Raw genomic sequence first — 17,816 nt, 5'->3', positions numbered from 1 at the left:
CCTTTAAATCAACGAAATTACGGCAACTGTGTCGCAAGCCAAGGCATCTTGAGAATGCGCTCAGCTTCATAAGCCTTGATTTTATCTGCATGTTGCAGAGTTAAGCCAATATCGTCTAAGCCATTAAGAAGGCAATACTTCCTAAAGGGAGCAACATCGAAGCTATAAGCGGTGCCATCAGGGGCTATGACCTGCTGAGCCTCTAGGTCAATCGTCAACTGGTAACCATTGAAAGCCATGGTTTCATTAAAGAGGTGATCAACCTGCATTTCGGTCAAAACAATGGGTAAAACACCATTTTTGAAGCAGTTGTTATAAAAAATATCTGCAAAGCTTGGGGCGATAACCGCTCTAAAGCCATATTGGTCCAATGCCCATGGCGCATGCTCACGGGAGCTGCCACAACCAAAGTTCTTACGTGCCAGCAAAATGCCTGCGCCTTTATAACGCGGCTGATTGAGGACAAAGTCTGGATTAATCGGACGAGTGCTGCAGTCTTGTCCAGGTTCGCCATGGTCTAAATAGCGCCATTCATCAAAGAGATTTTGCCCAAAGCCAGTTTTTTTAATGGACTTTAAGAATTGCTTTGGAATGATGGCGTCGGTATCCACGTTCTCGCGATTAAGCGGAGCAACTAAACCTTTGTATACCGTAAATTTTTCCATGATTCGACTTTTACTCTATTTGCTTTAATTGTTTACTTCACAGGAGTAACGACAACGTCCTTACCCTTTGTTTGCGATTGATTGCCTTGCTGTGTGTTGCTTGATCCACCCATGGAAGTTCCCATGTTTTGCAAATCCTTACCGACACCTTCCATTGTGCTGCTGCAAGCTGAAATCACTAAACCTGCAATGCCAACAATAGCCAATCTGGAAATTAAAGAGAGTGAAGAAAATTTCATCGATCAGTTTCCTTATGAAATCTTGCGAACGTCAACAAAGTGACCTTCGATTGCAGCAGCGGCTGCCATAGCAGGACTTACTAAATGAGTACGACCACCATTACCCTGGCGACCTTCGAAGTTACGGTTAGAAGTTGAAGCGCAACGCTCGCCTGGCTCCAAGCGATCAGCATTCATTGCTAAACACATAGAACAACCTGGCTCACGCCACTCAAAGCCGGCGGCTTTAAAAATGCGATCCAAACCTTCACGTTCAGCTTGGGCCTTAACCAAACCTGAACCTGGAACTACCAAGGCTAACTTCACATTGGGTGCGACCTTCTTGCCAATTCGATCAACTACTTTTGCAGCGGCACGAATGTCTTCAATACGACTGTTAGTACATGAACCAATAAATACTTTGTCGATTGAAATAGCATTCAAGGGTGTATTAGGAACAAGATTCATATACTCCAATGCACGCTCCATAGCAGCGCGCTTATTGGGATCACGCTCTTTTTCTGGATCAGGAACGCGATCGCTAATTGCAAGAACCATTTCTGGAGATGTTCCCCAAGTAACTTGTGGCGCAATTTCTTCAGCACGCAATTCAACTACAGCATCAAATTTCGCATCTGGGTCAGAGTGCAAAGTTCTCCAGTACTGCAAGGCTTGCAACATTGCAGGACCCTTAGGCGCATACGGACGGCCTTGAATGTATTCAATAGTTGTTTCATCTACAGCAACTAAGCCAGCACGTGCGCCAGCTTCAATTGCCATATTGCATATAGTCATGCGCCCTTCCATCGAAAGGTTGCGAATTGCTTCGCCAGCAAATTCAATGGTGTAACCAGTGCCACCAGCTGTACCAATCTTGCCGATCACGGCAAGAACAATATCTTTAGCAGTAGAACCTGGCTGTAAACGGCCATCCACTTTTACCAACATGTTCTTGCTTTTTTTCATGAGCAAGGTTTGAGTTGCTAATACGTGCTCGACTTCAGAGGTGCCGATACCAAATGCCAAAGCACCAAAGGCGCCATGGGTACTTGTATGAGAATCTCCGCACACAACTGTCATACCAGGCAAAGTAGCACCCTGCTCTGGTCCAATCACGTGAACAATCCCTTGACGGGTATCGTTCATTTTGTATTGGGTAATACCAAAGGCATCGCAGTTTTGATCCAAGGTATCTACTTGCAACTTAGAAATTGGATCAGTAATGCCCTCAGAACGATCCGTTGTTGGAACGTTGTGATCAGACACCGCTAGATTGGCGGAGATGCGCCAAACAGGACGGCCAGCTAAATTTAAACCTTCAAATGCCTGAGGACTGGTTACCTCATGAAGCAACTGACGATCAATATAAATCGTGGCTGTGCCATCCTCTTCAGAGTAAACAACGTGGTCATCCCACAATTTGTCATAAAGCGTACGAGACATGAGTGACCTTAAAAACCTTATTTACGAACTGTAATGTTTGGAACCTTACGTGCTGTTTCGCCAACATACAACTGACGTGGACGACCGATCTTGTACTCAGGATCAGTAATCATCTCTTCCCACTGAGCAATCCAACCTACTGTTCTTGCCAAAGCAAAAATACAAGTAAACATTTCTGTTGGGATACCCAAAGCGCGTTGAACGATTCCTGAGTAGAAGTCTACGTTTGGATAGAGCTTACGACTTACAAAGTAGTCATCTTCCAAAGCAATCTTCTCGAGAGTCATTGCCAACTTGAACAATGGGTCATCTTGCAAGCCCAATTCGTTCAATACTTCATAGCAAGTCTCACGCATCAATTTAGCGCGTGGGTCAAAGTTTTTGTAAACGCGGTGACCGAAGCCCATCAAGCGAACGCTAGAGTTCTTGTCTTTTACTTGAGCGATGAATTCATGAATCTTGTCTACGCCACCTTGAGCTTGAATTTCATTCAACATCTGCAGGCAAGCTTCGTTTGCGCCACCGTGTGCTGGACCCCAGAGGCAAGCAATACCAGCAGAAATCGCTGCAAATGGATTGGTGCCTGAAGAACCGCACAAACGCACTGTAGAAGTAGAAGCGTTTTGCTCGTGGTCAGCATGCAATGTGAAGATGCGATCCAAAGCGCGTACCAATACTGGGTTCACTTTGTACTCTTCACATGGTGTTGCGAACATCATGCGCATAAAGTTTGCTGTGTATGACAAAGAGTTATCTGGATAGATAAATGGCTGTCCTACGGAATACTTGTATGCCATAGCCACCAATGTAGGCATCTTTGCGATCAAGCGAATTTGGGCAACTTCACGAGCATGCGGATCGCTGTAATCAATCTCATCATGATAGAAAGCAGCCATTGCACCAACTAAGCCAGTCAACACAGACATTGGATGCGCATCACGGCGGAAGCCACGCAAGAAGAATTGCATTTGCTCATGAACCATGGTGTGGTGCATAACCATTTCATCAAAGGCTTTTTTCTCAGTTGCGTTTGGCAATTCGCCATTGATCAAGAGGTAGCAAACTTCTAAGAAGTCACAGTTATTTGCTAAGTCTTCAATTGGGTAACCGCGATAGAGCAACTCGCCCTTGTCGCCATCGATGTAAGTAATTTTGCTATTGCATGATGCAGTAGACAGAAAGCCCGAATCGTAAGTGAATTTACCGGTCTGACCATAGAGTTTACGAATGTCAATTACGTCAGGACCTACTGTCCCTTTGTAAATTGGCAGATCAATATCTGGTGTTCCATCCGAAAACGAGAGTTTTGCCTTGATGTCCGATTCAATCATTTCTAATCCTTAGTCATTCAAAATTATGATTAATACACTATTCATTCATGCATCCATACGCTTACTGCACCAAAAGGCTGAATTACTTCTCTCTTAGCCTTTGTAAAACCAGTTTGAAAGAGTCCGCTTGCATCTCTTTCTCCAAGCTTGCTACAGAATCTTTACGGCCAATTAATAAATCCATTAAGTCGTTGTCGTCTAGAGCCAATAGCTGGGTTAATACTTTTCCATCTTCAACGCTTAACTGAGTGCCATAGCGCTCAAAGAAACGCTGCAGAATTAGATCGTTCTCTAGCAAGCCCCTGCGAGCGTCACTTTTTAAACGATATAACTCTGCATTTCCGAGGGTCATACTGCCCTACGAACCATCAACTCCTTGATCTTGCCAATTGCCTTCGTTGGGTTCAAGTGCTTAGGACATACGTCCACGCAATTCATGATGGTATGGCAACGGAACAAGCGGTATGGATCCTCTAAGTTATCTAAACGCTGCGCAGTTTCTTGGTCACGGCTATCAGCAATAAAGCGATACGCCTGCAACAAGCCTGCTGGACCAACGAACTTATCAGGATTCCACCAGAATGATGGGCATGAAGTCGAGCATGATGCGCACAAGATGCACTCATACAAACCGTTCAACTCTTCACGCTCTTCAGGACTCTGGAGACGCTCTTTTTCAGGAGGTGGATTGTCATTTACCAAGTAAGGCTTGATAGACAAATATTGTTTGAAGAACAAAGTCATGTCGACGATCAAATCACGCACAACTGGCAAGCCAGGCAATGGGCGCAATGTGATGACCTTAGGCAAAGTCAACATATTGGTCAAACAAGCCAAGCCGTTTTTACCGTTAATGTTCATTGCATCTGAACCGCACACGCCTTCACGGCATGAACGACGATAAGAAATGGTTTCGTCTTGCTTCTTCAAGGAAATCAAAGCATCCAACAACATACGCTCGCCAGTGAGTTCTAGCTCATAGCGTTCCATGCGCGGAGCTGCATCGACATCTGGATCGTAGCGGTAAATTTCGAATATACGGATATCACTCATTTTCTATTTCTCTTCGCTTAGAAAGTACGTTCTTTTGGAGGGAATGATTCAACAGTTAAAGGCTTCAAAATAACTGGTTTGTAAGTAAGCTTATTGCCCTCGCTATACCAAAGGGTATGCTTCATCCAGTTCTCATCATCACGATGCGGATGATCATCATGTGAATGAGCGCCACGACTCTCTTTACGAGCTGCCGCAGAAATCATGGTTGCGTTTGCAGTTTCAACCAAGTTAGCCACTTCCAAAGCTTCAATACGTGCTGTATTGAAAATTTCGGATTTGTCTTTAACCCATAAGTGCTTGGCACGCTCAGTCAATTTAGCCATTTGACGAACACCTTCGTCCATCAACTCTTGATTGCGGAATACACCAGCATATTTCTGCATGCACTTGCGAATATCGTTTGCAACGTCTTGTGCGTACTCGCCTGAAGTTGAATTATCCAACTTCGCAATACGCTCCAATGTTTGCTGACCAGCATTTGCAGGCAATGGCTTGAATTCGCGATTCTTGAGGTCAAGACCAACAATGTGGTTACCAGCAGCACGACCGAATACTAAGAGGTCGAGCAATGAGTTTGTACCCAAGCGGTTCGCACCGTGCACAGAAACGCATGAACACTCACCAATCGCATACAAGCCGTTCACGATTTCATTGTGAATACCATTTGCAGGCACAACTACTTGACCATTGATGTTGGTAGGAATACCGCCCATCTGATAGTGAATTGTTGGCACAACTGGAATTGGCTCTTTAGTAACGTCAACGTTAGCAAAGTTGATACCAATTTCATAAACAGAAGGCAAACGCTTCATGATCGTATCGGCACCAATGTGCGTCAAATCGAGCACAACATAATCACCATTAGGACCGCAACCGCGCCCTTCTTTAATTTCTTGGTCCATTGAGCGTGATACGAAATCGCGTGGAGCCAAATCTTTCAAAGTTGGCGCATAACGCTCCATGAAACGCTCACCATCTTTGTTACGCAAGATACCGCCTTCACCGCGGCATCCTTCTGTCAGCAATACGCCCGCACCAGCTACGCCAGTTGGGTGGAATTGCCAGAACTCCATGTCTTCCAAAGGAATGCCTGCGCGAGCAGCCAAGCCCATACCGTCACCGGTATTAATAAATGCGTTAGTTGATGCGTCCCAGATACGACCCGCACCACCAGTAGCCAACATCACAACCTTGGCTTCCAGAATATAAACCTGGCCAGTTTCCATTTCGAGAGCAGTTACACCAACAACATCACCGTCGTCATCACGAATCAAATCGAGTGCCAACCATTCAACGAAGAAGTTGGTTTTTGCGCGGACGTTACGCTGATACAAAGTGTGCAACATTGCATGACCAGTACGGTCAGCTGCAGCACATGCGCGCTGCACTGGCTTCTCGCCATAGTTTGCTGTGTGACCACCGAATGGACGCTGATAAATCGTGCCATCTGGGTTACGGTCAAACGGCATACCAAAGTGCTCTAACTCATAAACAACTTTTGGAGCTTCACGACACATAAACTCGATCACGTCCTGGTCGCCTAACCAGTCGGAACCTTTGATGGTGTCGTAAAAGTGATAGTGCCAATTGTCTTCACTCATGTTGCCCAATGAAGCACCGATACCACCTTGTGCAGCAACTGTGTGTGAACGTGTTGGGAAAACCTTTGTCAGAACAGCAACATTCAAGCCGGCTTCAGCCAACTGCAATGAAGCGCGCATACCTGAACCACCTGCTCCAATAATCACCGCATCAAAACGGCGGCGTGGCAATGATTTTTTAATTGCAGTCATCGAATTACACTTTCCACAAAATTTGAACGGCATAGGCCGCACAGGCTACGAGATACAAAACGGTTAACACTTGAAGTGTCAAACGGATGCTGACGGGCTTGATGTAATCCATCCAGATGTCACGCACGCCAATCCAAGCGTGATAGAACAAACTGATGAAAGCCAAGAGTGTTAACAGCTTCATTACTTGACCGCTGAACAAGCCAGACCAGCCCTCGTATGAGGCGCTACCAGTGATGCAGTAGTCAACTAACAAAACAATCGTAAATACCACCATCACAATCGCAGTAACGCGCTGGATGATCCATTCTTTAAGGCCGTAATGCGCACCGACAACTAAGCGCTTTGGTCCGATTTGATAAATAGGCATGAGATTTCCTTAAATGAGTAGCGCTTAGTACAAGCCGAACATTTTGAGACCAACTACTGCAGTCAAAGCCAGACCAATAACAAGAACAATAATGGCCGAACGATTAGCTTCAGACTTCTCTACGCCAATCTCTAAATCGAGCAAGAGGTAGCGGATACCAGCACAGAAGTGATGTAAAAAACACCAGATCAAACCGAGGCAAATAATTTTTACCAATATGTTGCCGGTAAAAGCCTGGAATTTTTGATAGCTCAACTCAGAAGCAATACTCTGATCGAAGAGATACAAGATAAATGGCAATAAGAGGAACAATGCTGCCCCGCTAATGCGATGAAGAATTGATACTTTACCGGCCCAAGGAAGGCGGTATTTAATCAATTGAGCAAGACCGATATTTTTATAAACAGGTCTATCTTTTTTTACTGCTTGCTGTGAATCAACCATGGGTAATCTCTATCTTTAGGTGGAGGTTCGGTGTGGTTTTGTTGTATCGCAACATATTCTATTGGAAACCTTAGGGGTGGTGGGGATTTTTTGGCGTTTAAAGGGGTTAATTACTGGTTTTTACTGATTTGCTCAGTTCAATTTGTTCTCGTAATGCTGCTCTGAAGTGTCGTATCTAGCGTGACGAATTTCTACTGGTTTATTCCCGTAGGTAAATGCCACCCGCTCCACAGAAAGGAGTGGTGCACCCTGCGGTAAATGCAGGTGCTTCGCTAAAGTCTCATCAGCAGCCACAGCCTTGATCTTTTCTTCTGCGCGCACCATGTGAGTTGCGTACTGACCCTCATAAAAGGCATATACCGGGCCATGCCAAGCATTGAGGACTTCTAGATCCAAGCCCTTAAAGCGCGCCCCAGGAAGAAAAATCTCTTCAAAAACAATGGGTTTTCCCGCGAAGCTCTGCACCCGGTCGATATGAATGATGGGGTCGCCTGCCTTTAATTTAAGCAAATTGGCCACATAAGGGCTTGCTTTGGTGTTTTCGCAGGATAAAAACTGATTGGTAAGGTGAAATTTCTCACCGGAGTCTGGGGCTAAGCGTAAAAAACGGTACTGCCAGTCATCCTCTTGATGGGTGGCAACAAAAGTACCCTTCCCTTGGCGACGAACTAGGAGGTTTTGGGCGGCAAGTTCATCAATTGCCTTACGAACCGTACCCTGACTGACGGCATAACGGGCTGCCAGCTCCATTTCACTGGGAATAGCCTCCCCTGGAAGCCATTCGGAGGCTTGCAAACTGGTCAAAATCATCGCCTTAATTTGCTCGTACAGAGGGCTAAATGAGGCAACAGGCAAAGTCACATCAGACAAATTAACTCCAGACCGCGTCAATTGGATAAAATTCTAGGTAATTCTAGTCTTATATAAGACATCATTGACAGTGTAAAGCTAAAGTCCCTACACTTGAATGGATAATAGAAAAGTTTTCGTAAATTAACCCTCTTAACCTTCTTCTGGAGTTATTAGTAATGGCAAAAGCCCCAATGCGTGTCGCCGTAACCGGTGCAGCCGGTCAAATCGGATATTCCCTTTTATTCCGTATCGCCAATGGCGACCTTTTGGGCAAAGATCAGCCCGTAATCTTACAATTGCTAGAGATTCCTGATGAAAAAGCACAAAAAGCATTAACTGGCGTGATGATGGAGTTGGAAGACTGCGCATTCCCACTCTTGGCTGGCATGACAGCTCACTCAGATCCAATGACAGCGTTTAAAGATATCGACGTTGCTCTTTTAGTCGGCGCACGTCCACGTGGTCCTGGCATGGAGCGTAAAGATCTACTCTCCGCTAACGCACAAATTTTCACAGCACAAGGTAAAGCATTGAATGCTGTTGCTAAGAAGACTGTAAAAGTATTGGTTGTTGGCAACCCAGCAAACACTAACGCTTACATCGCCATGAAATCTGCTCCAGACATTCCTGCGAAAAACTTTACAGCGATGTTACGTCTCGACCACAACCGTGCTCTCTCACAATTGGCTAACAAGTTGAACAAGCCTGTTGCCGATATTGAGAAATTAGTTGTTTGGGGCAACCACAGCCCAACAATGTATCCAGACTATCGCTTTGCAACCATCGAAGGCAAGTCAGTTAAAGACTCTATCAACGATGCAGCATGGAACAAAGATGTATTTATTCCTACTGTTGGTAAACGTGGTGCAGCCATTATTGAAGCTCGCGGCCTTTCTTCTGCAGCCTCTGCAGCGAACGCAGCGATTGATCATATTCATGACTGGGTACTCGGTACAAACGGTAAGTGGGTAACTATGGGTATTCCTTCTAAAGGCGAATACGGCATTCCTGCTGAAGTGATTTATGGCTTCCCAGTAGTTTGCGAAAACGGCGAATACAAAATGATCGAAGGTTTAGAGATCGACGAGTTCTCCCGTGAGCGCATGACACACACCTTGAATGAATTACTCGAAGAGCAAGCTGGCGTTAAGCACCTGCTCTCATAAGGAAAATTTGCACATGAAAAAAAATCTTCTCGCCATTAGCGCAGTTATTGCAAGCCTTTTAGGTGCCGTAAATGCTAGCGCTAGTGAAGAAGTAATTACGTGGACTTGTCAGGAGAGCAAGCAGTTCAAAACTACTGGCAATACTGAAAAAGTTCGCTTAACTTGGGAATCTAAATCTTATGATTTGGAGCGCCAAACCTCATTGCCAGGCAGCTTACGTTACAAGAACACAAACTCTGGTTACGATCTTGTAGTGCTAGGTAATAAAGCAATGTTGTTTAACATCAAAGCAGGTGTTCGTCTTGCCGATTTCTGCCAAACAGCAGATATGAAATCTGGTAAGTTGCCACATTTGTTTGCAGGTGCGGAACCATTTGTGCAGAATTAATTTCTCACGTTGCATTAATTAAAAAAGCCGAGGATTCCTCGGCTTTTTTATTACTTAGTTTCTTTGCGCAGTCTCTTTACTTAACTTCCTATTTCACTAGTGAAATAAAGGTTGCTGTGACGGTGCATCATCTGGCAGTTCAGCATGCACTGCTTCACCAGAACGATCTGGGAATAAAGGTGCGCCGCAGTCGTCACAGAGCTCTGGATCAAATAGCATGGCATGGCGGAAGACATCTTCAACTCCAGCATCATGCAAAGCATCACAAATTTTCTTGATCGGACTCTCATCATCCGATAAATCATTTAAAGCATCACTTGCTACGCTCTCACGATCATAGAGCGGCCAGATCACGCCATACATGACCTCCGAAGAGCCTTTTGCGCTAAATGAAATTCGGTACTCATCAGCCTGCTCTTCACCAAATGCACCCACAACGCAAGACAAGCCTGCGGGGAGAATGCCAAGAGTGCTCTCGAGGAAATTCACGGCTGCACGAATACTTAAAGGGCGAACATGTTTATCTGCCAAGCGGCAGTTCGTGAAATAAGCCTCGGGCAAGAGCAGCTCGAACTCACATCCTGGCAATAAAGAGGCAATCGGCTCTTGCATGGCGTTTTGCCAACCAATCAAACTCACTCCGCGCTCTTGGCGTGCTGGCGGCTCAGCCTGCCAACGGAAGATTGGCGAGCCAGCGGGTGCACTCAAGGCCGCAATAATGAAACGAGGATCAGCTAACACAGCGATGGTTTCCGACATATCGCGCAACTCAAGCTTGACCTCTTTTCCAGAGATGGCCGCACTTGCCAATGACTCTGTGAGGATACGAGTTTGACAATGCGAATGAGGCATTTGATCAATACTATACAACCAAGGAACAATCGCCAAGCGTGTGTCCGTTGAGGCAATCGCACTATGCAAAGCCTGAGCCGTAGACTCAATGATGTTCACTGGCAATGGGCCTGAAGGGATCTGGTAACGCGTGTGAGCAACGATAGGCAGCGCTAATAACAACACATCCCACTCCTGACCTTCATGCTCGATCCTTAAGGATTCGGCCAAGGTTTCAGCAATATCGGCGAGCACCTCAAAAGCTACTGTATTAATTCGGAAGGTTTGATCCAGAGCAGCATCGATCACGTTTTGGTTCTGGCTTTTAAGCAAACGCATCAATCGCACATTCAGACGCTCTTCCCAGAAACGGTCTTCAACCTGACTCCCAGAAGCCGCTAAAGAAATAGCGTCAGCAACCAACTTCTCCACCTCAGGAGAATTGCGTTGTGATGCTTTGGTGCGATGAACGGCCATTATTTTCTTTCTGCCCTTCTAAATACAGGCTTATCTACTTTAGATTCTGCGGCATAGTATTTATACCCGTCTAAGTTAAAGCCTTTTAAATCCGCTGGATCGGTAATTCGATTCTCAACCACGTAGCGCGCCATTAGGCCGCGAGCCCGCTTGGCATAAAAAGAAATGATCTTGTACTTACCGTCCTTAGCATCCTGAAATACAGGAGCAATCACTGGGCAATCCAATTCTTTGGGTTGAAGTACCTTGAAATACTCTTCAGAAGCCAAATTGAGTAGCACTGGCTTCTTTTGTTTTTCTAAAACCTTTTTGATGGAATCGGTCACTCTACTACCCCAAAAGGCATAAAGATCCTTGCCCCGGGCGTTCTTAAATGATGTGCCCATCTCTAGTCGATATGGCTGCATCAAATCCAAGGGCTTTAGTGCGCCATAAAGACCCGACAAAATCCGAATATGATCTTGAGCAAACTGAACGGACTTAGCATCCAGGCTTTTGACATCAAAACCGTCATAAACATCTCCATCAAAAGCATAGATCGCTGGCTTGCTGTTCTCTTCGGTGAATTTCTTAGACCAATCCCGATAGCGTCCAACATTCAATGTGGCTAATTGATCGGATAAGCCCATAAGCTTGGCAACATCTTGGGGTGCCAATTTCTTCAAGTCGGCAATCAGCTTGGCTGATTCAGAGACAAACTCAGGCAAAGTTGGCGCCTTGACCTTGACTGGGGTCTTGTAATCCAGGGATTTAGCAGGTGAAAGAACGATCAGCATGGCACAATTTAGTAATGTATTTTTACCATTCTAGCGACTACCGGCTATATCCGCTCTAAACGACCTACCACCACCCTGCGCCTCCATGAACCCACTAGAGACCCCCTCTTTTCCAAGTCGCCTACCGAAGGTGGGGACCACGATCTTTACGGTGATGTCAGCTTTAGCTGCGGAGCACAAAGCCATTAATTTGGGCCAAGGTTTTCCAGACTTTCCTTGCGATAGAAAACTGATTGCCGAAGTCAATGAAGCCATGTTGGCTGATCGCAATCAATATCCGCCAATGATTGGCATTGCGGAGCTGCGTAACGGTATAAGTCAGAAGATTCAAAACTTATACGGTCATCACTACGATCCCGATACTGAAATCACTATCACTGCGGGTGGCACGCAAGGCATCCTGACGGCGATACTCGCTTGCGTCAGTCCGGGCGATGAAGTCATCATCATTGAACCGGCGTATGACAGCTATCGCCCATCTATCGAATTAGCAGGCGGCAAAACGATTGCCATTTCTTTACAAGTGATTCGTGATGAGCATGGGCAAGTCGCCTCTTATGAAATTCCATGGGACGCATTAGCCAAGGCAATCAACTCCAAAACCCGTTTAATCATTATTAATACTCCGCATAACCCTACTGGGATGGTTTGGAGCAAGGTTGACCTAGATAGTCTCGCGAACTTAGTTCGCAATACGTCCGCATTGATTTTGAGCGACGAAGTCTACGAGCATATGGTCTATGACGCAGCACGGCACCACAGTGTTGCATCCCATCCTGAGCTTGCTGCTAGAAGCTTTCTGGTCTCAAGTTTTGGTAAGACCTATCACGTCACCGGCTGGAAAGTAGGCTATGTAGCTGCACCACCAGCACTAACAAAAGAGTTTCGCAAGGTTCATCAGTTCAATGTATTTACTGTGAATACACCGATGCAATATGGCCTAGCAACATATCTTGCAGATGCTGAACATTATTTAAATCTCCCCGCCTTTTATCAAGCTAAGCGTGATTTTTTTAGGGCGGGCTTGGGTAAGACTAAATTTAAATTACTACCTACTCCAGGCACTTATTTTCAATGTGTTGACTACTCGGCATTAGATATCCCTCAGGCAAAATTCAATGAGGCTGACTTCTGCAAATGGCTTACAACTGAAATTGGGGTAGCCGCCATACCAGTCTCTGCTTTTTATGAGCAAGCGACTGAATCTGGCGTAATTCGTTTTTGTTTCGCGAAACAAGATCAAACACTCACAAGCGCCTTACAACGTTTAGAAAAAATCTAAGGGACATCATGGCAAATAAGAAATCAACCGTAATTGATGTTTATAGCTGGCCGACACCCAATGGCCACAAAGTGCACATCATGCTGGAAGAATGCGGTTTTCGATTGGGCAAGGATTGGATTGCTCACCCCATCGATATTGGTGCAGGTGATCAATTTACCCCTGATTTTTTAAAGATTAGCCCCAACAATAAGATTCCAGCAATCGTCGATCCCAATGGTCCGGACGGCAAACCCATTAGCCTTTTTGAGTCAGGTGCGATTCTTCTCTACTTGGCCGGCAAGACTGGCAAATTCTTGCCTCAAGATACCCGTGGAAAGTATGAAGTGCTGCAATGGCTGATGTTCCAAATGGGCGGTCTTGGCCCTATGCTTGGGCAAAACCACCACTTCCGCCTGTATGCGCCTGAGAAAATTGAATACGCGATCAATCGCTATACCAATGAAGCTAAGCGAATCTATGGAGTGCTGGATAGTCAACTGAAAGATAATCCCTATGTAGCAGGTAAAACGTATTCGATTGCCGATATTGCGATTTATCCATGGACGCGTAATTGGAAAAATCAAGGTATTGATATCAATGAGTACCCGCATTTCAAACGATGGTTTGAAAAGATTGGTGCGCGACCAGCAGTAAAGCGTGGTTGCGAAGTATTGACAGCATTACGTAAACCTTTGCACGATGCCAAGGCTAGAGAGCAGTTATTTGGTTCAACCCAGTATCAAAAGAGGAAATAAGATGAGTATTCAATCAGTCGGTGTAATCGGTGCAGGCACTATGGGAAATGGTATTGCGCAAGTGTGTGCAGTTGCCGGCTTAGATGTCGTCATGGTTGATATCAATGAGGCAGCGGTTCAACGCGGTCTCGAACAAATTAGCAAGAGCCTTGATCGCCTCGTTAAGAAAGAAACCTTAACTGTTGAAGCAAAAGATGTGGCACTCAAGCGTGTTAAAGGCAGCACTTCTTATAACGACTTCAAAGGCCTGGGTTTAGTCATTGAAGCTGCCACTGAAAACCAAGCAGTCAAAGAGAAAATTCTCAAGCAAGTAGATGAGATTGTGAGTAAAGACACCATCATCGCTACCAATACCTCCTCTCTTTCCATCACCAAATTAGCAGCACTTGATTCCAATCCTGCGCGCTTTATTGGTATGCACTTCTTTAACCCGCCACCCCTGATGGCTCTTGTGGAGGTGATTCGTGGCTTGCAGACCAGTGATGCGACCCATGCCGCCATTATTGATATGGCTAAGCGCGTTGGCAAAGAGCCAATCACTGTTAAAAACTCTCCGGGCTTTGTAGTCAATCGTATTTTGTTGCCGATGATTAACGAGGCTTTCTTTGTTTTATCCGAAGGACTTGCCAGCCCAGAAGACATTGATGCCGGCATGAAGTTAGGCTGCAATCAACCGATTGGCCCTCTGGCATTAGCTGACCTTATTGGATTAGATACCTGCTTAGCAGTGATGGAAGTTTATTTTGAAAACTTCAGTGACTCTAAATACCGCCCTTGCCCACTGCTTCGTGAAATGGTTGCCGCTGGATATCTCGGTCGCAAAACAGGTCGCGGCATTTACACCTACGATAAATAATTTTTTACTTTAAACAACGAAGCCATCTCATCGTGAACCCCATTCCACCTCTAGTACGCAAACTTGGTTATGCCGGTCTTATTCCATTTATTGGGCTAGCTTTAATGGTGCAATTAGCACCCACACCAATGAACTACTTGAGTGCTGAATCATTGGCTGGTTATGGGGCTGTCATCACTTCATTTATGGGGGCCTTACATTGGGGCGCTAACTTGCACCTTTTGGGTAAAGCACCTGCTGGAGATCGCTGGGAAGACCGTAATGCCTGGATCTGGGGTGTTATTCCAGCGCTAGTTGCTTGGGTTGCACTGCATATCTATATACCTGTGGGTCTACTCATCCTTGCTTCCACCCTGATTATTCAGCGCAATATTGATCAGAACACCTATCAATATTATTTTTCTGATGAAGCTACTCGTTCTGCATTTATGACGATGCGTAATCGTTTGACCTATGTTGCCGCTGCATGCCTAACATGGGCATCTTTAGTGATTCTTTTTATTCAAGCATGATGTAATGAGCGGTCTTTTTGATAGCACTCCACCACCACCCTTAGCGGAAGCTCTGCGTCCAAAAACGATTGAAGAAGTCATTGGGCAAACCCACTTATTAGCCGGCGGTAAACCCCTCAACTTAGCTTTTGCATCAGGCAAACCTCACTCGATGATTTTGTGGGGTCCACCAGGTGTTGGCAAGACAACGCTGGCACGTCTTTCTGCAAAGGCGTTTGATCGTGAGTTCATAGCCATCTCTGCAGTATTAGCTGGTGTAAAAGAAATCCGCGAGGCTATTGAGCAAGCCCAACAGAACATGGCCCAGTACGGCAAGCAAACAATCTTGTTTGTGGATGAGATCCACCGCTTTAATAAAAGCCAACAAGATGCCCTGCTACCCCATGTGGAATCAGGCTTGTTTACCTTTATTGGCGCCACTACCGAGAACCCTTCTTTTGAAGTGAACTCCGCCCTCTTATCGCGAGCTCAGGTATACGTATTGAAGTCACTCACACCAGAGGAGTTGAAATTACTCTTTGATCGTGCGCGCCAACATGCAATGCCTGATGTGCAATTTGAGTCCGCTGCTATTGATACGCTGATCTCGAATGCTGATGGCGATGCTAGGCGCCTACTGAATCTGATTGAACAAGTACGCAATGCAGCACTCACTCCGAATACTGAACTCAAGACCGTCGATCAACAATTTATTGAAAACGCTTTGAGTGCTCAAGCGCGACGTTTTGATAAAGGTGGCGATCACTTCTACGATCAAATCTCTGCCTTACATAAATCTGTGCGAGGATCCAATCCTGATGCCGCCTTGTATTGGTTTTGCCGAATGCTCGATGGTGGAGCAGATCCCCGCTATCTAGCGCGTCGTATTATCCGCATGGCTTGGGAGGATATTGGCTTAGCAGATCCAAGGGCTATGCAATTAGCTAATGATGCTGCGCAAACCTTTGACAGACTCGGTTCACCTGAAGGTGAACTTGCGCTTGGCCAAGCAGTTGTTTATCTTGCCGTTGCCTCCAAGAGCAATGCCAGCTACAACGCCTTTAATGCGGCAAGAGCATTTGTTGCTCAAGACCAATCTAGAGGCGTGCCAAATCATTTGCGTAATGCCCCAACTAAGTTAATGAAAGAGCTTGGTCATGGCAAAGAGTATCGCTACGCCCACGATGAACCTCATGGCTATGCTGCTGGCGAATCCTACTTACCTGAGGGTATGAAAGAGCCGCACTGGTATGAGCCTGTTGAACGTGGCCTGGAGTCTCAGATAAAAGAGAAGTTAGCATTCTTAAAAAAGCTCGATGAAGAGCATCAGAAGAAGTAAAGCGATATGAGCACAAAAACTTCGGCCACTTTTTATTACGACATTGTTTCGCCATTTGCGTATCTTTATGTCAAGCAAAGACATCGCCTAGAGAGCAAGCTAGACATCAAGCCAGTTCCAATTCTGCTAGGCGGCCTACTCCGTGCTGCTGAAAATAAGGGTCCTGGTGAGGTTGCAGCTAAACGTCCACATACTTATCAGTTCTGCGTTTGGCAAGCTGAGAAGTTAGGCATCCCTTTTCGCTTTCCAGAACATCATCCATTTATGACGGTTGCAGCACAACGTCTTTTAGTTGAGCAGAATGCTGAATGGACAATGGTTGAACGCGCCTTTGATTATGTGTGGGTAGAAGGTAGAGACCCCAATCTATCTTGGCCAGAATTTTGCACATACTTAGGTTTAACTGCTGACAACCCTAAACCTGAAAATCCAGAGGTAAAAGCAAAGCTGATTGCCAATACCAATCAGGCCAAAGCTGATGGTGCATTTGGAGTACCCGCTCTGATAGTCAATCAACAGTGCTTTTGGGGAATCGATACGATCGACTGGGTCTTGGATTACCTTGCCAGGCCTGGCATGTTTGAAGAGGCTTCTTACGCCTATGCTGGCAATGTGCCTAATGGCCTAAGCTGACGATACAACTTCATTCACCCATCATGCAGTAATGAGCAATACAATCAATTTAAGTCACTTTCATATTGTTTAAGGAGTTCTTATGCGCAAGCTATTGGCCGCCCTCGTTGTTACCCTTTCTTGTTTTGCCAGCCAAGCTGCATTTGCTGGACCAAAGGTGGAATTTAAGACAAATATGGGGAACTTCGTAGTGGAGTTGGATGACGTTAAAGCTCCTAAAACCACTGCTAACTTCTTAAATTATGTGAAGAGCGGTTTTTACAACGGCACAATCTTCCATCGCGTAATTGATGGCTTCATGATTCAAGGTGGTGGCTTTACTGCAGATCTAAATCAAAAGCCAACCAATGCTCCAGTCGTTTCCGAAGCGCAAAACGGTTTAAAAAACAATGCCTATACGATTGCCATGGCCCGCACTTCCGATCCTGATTCTGCAACTGCCCAGTTTTTTATTAACGTTAAAGACAATGCAGGTTTAGATTATCCAAATGCAATGGGTAATGGCTATACCGTGTTTGGCAAAGTGATCTCTGGTACACAAACAATTGACGCCATACGTAAGATCCCGACCATGGTCGCCCCGGCGCCGCGCATGGGTAGAATGGCTGACGTCCCAACTCAGACTGTCACCATCGAATCTGCCACGATTCTGAAGTAATCTGAACTTA

21 protein-coding genes are annotated in these 17,816 nt (G+C 45.6%); 9 read left to right on the top strand and 12 right to left on the bottom strand.

Features of this window, described 5'->3' with window-relative positions:
- Positions 1-17: 17 nt before the first annotated feature.
- From leuD to JaK3_RS04710, 10 genes are all read right to left on the bottom strand, one after another.
- Positions 18-665, bottom strand: coding sequence for a 3-isopropylmalate dehydratase small subunit (gene leuD / locus JaK3_RS04755; protein ID WP_068321370.1), 648 nt, complete (start codon positions 663-665; stop codon positions 18-20).
- A gap of 32 nt (positions 666-697) precedes the next feature.
- Positions 698-904: a hypothetical protein gene (locus JaK3_RS04750; RefSeq protein ID WP_068321367.1), complete on the bottom strand. Its 207-nt coding sequence runs from the start codon at positions 902-904 to the stop codon at positions 698-700.
- Positions 905-916: 12 nt separating this feature from the next.
- On the bottom strand, positions 917-2,326 hold the full coding sequence (leuC, locus tag JaK3_RS04745) for a 3-isopropylmalate dehydratase large subunit (protein WP_068321364.1): 1,410 nt from the start codon (positions 2,324-2,326) through the stop codon (positions 917-919).
- Positions 2,327-2,343: 17 nt separating this feature from the next.
- Complete coding sequence (gene gltA / locus JaK3_RS04740) at positions 2,344-3,657, bottom strand: citrate synthase (protein ID WP_068321361.1); 1,314 nt, start codon at positions 3,655-3,657, stop codon at positions 2,344-2,346.
- 82 nt (positions 3,658-3,739) lie between these two features.
- A complete protein-coding gene (locus JaK3_RS04735) occupies positions 3,740-4,009 on the bottom strand; it encodes a succinate dehydrogenase assembly factor 2 (RefSeq protein WP_068321358.1) in 270 nt (89 codons plus the stop codon).
- Entirely contained in the window at positions 4,006-4,710 is a 705-nt protein-coding gene (locus JaK3_RS04730; RefSeq protein WP_068321355.1) for a succinate dehydrogenase iron-sulfur subunit, read from the bottom strand. Before JaK3_RS04730 ends, JaK3_RS04735 begins: the two co-directional genes overlap by 4 nt.
- Before the next feature lie 17 nt (positions 4,711-4,727).
- Positions 4,728-6,506 carry a succinate dehydrogenase flavoprotein subunit gene (sdhA, locus tag JaK3_RS04725; RefSeq protein ID WP_068321352.1) on the bottom strand — a complete coding sequence of 593 codons (1,779 nt, stop codon included), beginning with the start codon at positions 6,504-6,506 and terminating at the stop codon, positions 4,728-4,730.
- Between the two features lie 4 nt (positions 6,507-6,510).
- Positions 6,511-6,876 carry a succinate dehydrogenase, hydrophobic membrane anchor protein gene (sdhD, locus tag JaK3_RS04720; protein ID WP_068321349.1) on the bottom strand — a complete coding sequence of 122 codons (366 nt, stop codon included), beginning with the start codon at positions 6,874-6,876 and terminating at the stop codon, positions 6,511-6,513.
- A 24-nt stretch (positions 6,877-6,900) separates the two neighbouring features.
- The gene (gene sdhC / locus JaK3_RS04715; RefSeq protein ID WP_068321346.1) at positions 6,901-7,320 is read right to left on the bottom strand and encodes a succinate dehydrogenase, cytochrome b556 subunit; all 420 of its coding nucleotides are present in this window, start codon (positions 7,318-7,320) and stop codon (positions 6,901-6,903) included.
- A 132-nt stretch (positions 7,321-7,452) separates the two neighbouring features.
- Positions 7,453-8,181, bottom strand: coding sequence for a GntR family transcriptional regulator (locus JaK3_RS04710; protein WP_240480891.1), 729 nt, complete (start codon positions 8,179-8,181; stop codon positions 7,453-7,455).
- A 167-nt stretch (positions 8,182-8,348) separates the two neighbouring features.
- Here JaK3_RS04710 and JaK3_RS04705 point away from each other — a divergent pair, with 167 nt between their 5' ends.
- On the top strand, positions 8,349-9,338 hold the full coding sequence (locus tag JaK3_RS04705) for a malate dehydrogenase (RefSeq protein WP_068321343.1): 990 nt from the start codon (positions 8,349-8,351) through the stop codon (positions 9,336-9,338).
- A gap of 13 nt (positions 9,339-9,351) precedes the next feature.
- A complete protein-coding gene (locus JaK3_RS04700; RefSeq protein ID WP_068321340.1) occupies positions 9,352-9,726 on the top strand; it encodes a hypothetical protein in 375 nt (124 codons plus the stop codon).
- A 96-nt stretch (positions 9,727-9,822) separates the two neighbouring features.
- On the opposite strand, the gene JaK3_RS04695 is transcribed toward JaK3_RS04700, so the two are convergent.
- Positions 9,823-11,034, bottom strand: a complete 1,212-nt coding sequence (locus tag JaK3_RS04695) for a DUF2863 family protein (protein WP_068321337.1) — start codon at positions 11,032-11,034, stop codon at positions 9,823-9,825.
- Complete coding sequence (yaaA, locus tag JaK3_RS04690; protein ID WP_068321334.1) at positions 11,034-11,810, bottom strand: peroxide stress protein YaaA; 777 nt, start codon at positions 11,808-11,810, stop codon at positions 11,034-11,036. Before yaaA ends, JaK3_RS04695 begins: the two co-directional genes overlap by 1 nt.
- Positions 11,811-11,895: 85 nt before the next feature.
- On the opposite strand from yaaA, the gene JaK3_RS04685 reads away from it, so the two are divergent.
- The 7 genes from JaK3_RS04685 (at position 11,896) to JaK3_RS04655 (ending at position 17,806) form a co-directional block, all read left to right on the top strand.
- Entirely contained in the window at positions 11,896-13,092 is a 1,197-nt protein-coding gene (locus JaK3_RS04685) for a pyridoxal phosphate-dependent aminotransferase (RefSeq protein ID WP_068321331.1), read from the top strand.
- An 8-nt stretch (positions 13,093-13,100) separates the two neighbouring features.
- Positions 13,101-13,829, top strand: coding sequence for a glutathione binding-like protein (locus tag JaK3_RS04680; RefSeq protein WP_068321329.1), 729 nt, complete (start codon positions 13,101-13,103; stop codon positions 13,827-13,829).
- A 1-nt stretch (position 13,830) separates the two neighbouring features.
- The gene (locus JaK3_RS04675; protein WP_068321326.1) at positions 13,831-14,685 is read left to right on the top strand and encodes a 3-hydroxybutyryl-CoA dehydrogenase; all 855 of its coding nucleotides are present in this window, start codon (positions 13,831-13,833) and stop codon (positions 14,683-14,685) included.
- Positions 14,686-14,717: 32 nt separating this feature from the next.
- On the top strand, positions 14,718-15,197 hold the full coding sequence (locus JaK3_RS04670; RefSeq protein WP_082786372.1) for a DUF3429 domain-containing protein: 480 nt from the start codon (positions 14,718-14,720) through the stop codon (positions 15,195-15,197).
- A gap of 4 nt (positions 15,198-15,201) precedes the next feature.
- Entirely contained in the window at positions 15,202-16,515 is a 1,314-nt protein-coding gene (locus JaK3_RS04665; protein ID WP_068321321.1) for a replication-associated recombination protein A, read from the top strand.
- Between the two features lie 6 nt (positions 16,516-16,521).
- Positions 16,522-17,148: a 2-hydroxychromene-2-carboxylate isomerase gene (locus JaK3_RS04660; RefSeq protein ID WP_068321318.1), complete on the top strand. Its 627-nt coding sequence runs from the start codon at positions 16,522-16,524 to the stop codon at positions 17,146-17,148.
- Between the two features lie 82 nt (positions 17,149-17,230).
- Positions 17,231-17,806 carry a peptidylprolyl isomerase gene (locus JaK3_RS04655; RefSeq protein ID WP_068321315.1) on the top strand — a complete coding sequence of 192 codons (576 nt, stop codon included), beginning with the start codon at positions 17,231-17,233 and terminating at the stop codon, positions 17,804-17,806.
- The last annotated feature ends 10 nt before the right edge of the window (positions 17,807-17,816 follow it).

Origin of the sequence: Polynucleobacter yangtzensis, from assembly GCF_001595965.1 — a bacterium.
GTDB classification, from domain to species: Bacteria; Pseudomonadota; Gammaproteobacteria; order Burkholderiales; family Burkholderiaceae; genus Polynucleobacter; species Polynucleobacter yangtzensis.
The sequence above is the reverse complement of the archived record's forward strand: the minus strand, read 5'-3'. Positions and strand labels throughout refer to the sequence as shown.

What these genes read in the sequence shown, in the direction of transcription:
- leuD (WP_068321370.1), bottom strand. Translation starts at nt 665, where the DNA reads ATGGAAAAATTTACGGTATACAAAGGTTTAGTTGCTCCGCTTAATCGC.
- JaK3_RS04750 (WP_068321367.1), bottom strand. Translation starts at nt 904, where the DNA reads ATGAAATTTTCTTCACTCTCTTTAATTTCCAGATTGGCTATTGTTGGC.
- leuC (WP_068321364.1), bottom strand. Translation starts at nt 2,326, where the DNA reads ATGTCTCGTACGCTTTATGACAAATTGTGGGATGACCACGTTGTTTAC.
- gltA (WP_068321361.1), bottom strand. Translation starts at nt 3,657, where the DNA reads ATGATTGAATCGGACATCAAGGCAAAACTCTCGTTTTCGGATGGAACA.
- JaK3_RS04735 (WP_068321358.1), bottom strand. Translation starts at nt 4,009, where the DNA reads ATGACCCTCGGAAATGCAGAGTTATATCGTTTAAAAAGTGACGCTCGC.
- JaK3_RS04730 (WP_068321355.1), bottom strand. Translation starts at nt 4,710, where the DNA reads ATGAGTGATATCCGTATATTCGAAATTTACCGCTACGATCCAGATGTC.
- sdhA (WP_068321352.1), bottom strand. Translation starts at nt 6,506, where the DNA reads ATGACTGCAATTAAAAAATCATTGCCACGCCGCCGTTTTGATGCGGTG.
- sdhD (WP_068321349.1), bottom strand. Translation starts at nt 6,876, where the DNA reads ATGCCTATTTATCAAATCGGACCAAAGCGCTTAGTTGTCGGTGCGCAT.
- sdhC (WP_068321346.1), bottom strand. Translation starts at nt 7,320, where the DNA reads ATGGTTGATTCACAGCAAGCAGTAAAAAAAGATAGACCTGTTTATAAA.
- JaK3_RS04705 (WP_068321343.1), top strand. Translation starts at nt 8,349, where the DNA reads ATGGCAAAAGCCCCAATGCGTGTCGCCGTAACCGGTGCAGCCGGTCAA.
- JaK3_RS04700 (WP_068321340.1), top strand. Translation starts at nt 9,352, where the DNA reads ATGAAAAAAAATCTTCTCGCCATTAGCGCAGTTATTGCAAGCCTTTTA.
- JaK3_RS04695 (WP_068321337.1), bottom strand. Translation starts at nt 11,034, where the DNA reads ATGGCCGTTCATCGCACCAAAGCATCACAACGCAATTCTCCTGAGGTG.
- yaaA (WP_068321334.1), bottom strand. Translation starts at nt 11,810, where the DNA reads ATGCTGATCGTTCTTTCACCTGCTAAATCCCTGGATTACAAGACCCCA.
- JaK3_RS04685 (WP_068321331.1), top strand. Translation starts at nt 11,896, where the DNA reads ATGAACCCACTAGAGACCCCCTCTTTTCCAAGTCGCCTACCGAAGGTG.
- JaK3_RS04680 (WP_068321329.1), top strand. Translation starts at nt 13,101, where the DNA reads ATGGCAAATAAGAAATCAACCGTAATTGATGTTTATAGCTGGCCGACA.
- JaK3_RS04675 (WP_068321326.1), top strand. Translation starts at nt 13,831, where the DNA reads ATGAGTATTCAATCAGTCGGTGTAATCGGTGCAGGCACTATGGGAAAT.
- JaK3_RS04665 (WP_068321321.1), top strand. Translation starts at nt 15,202, where the DNA reads ATGAGCGGTCTTTTTGATAGCACTCCACCACCACCCTTAGCGGAAGCT.
- JaK3_RS04660 (WP_068321318.1), top strand. Translation starts at nt 16,522, where the DNA reads ATGAGCACAAAAACTTCGGCCACTTTTTATTACGACATTGTTTCGCCA.
- JaK3_RS04655 (WP_068321315.1), top strand. Translation starts at nt 17,231, where the DNA reads ATGCGCAAGCTATTGGCCGCCCTCGTTGTTACCCTTTCTTGTTTTGCC.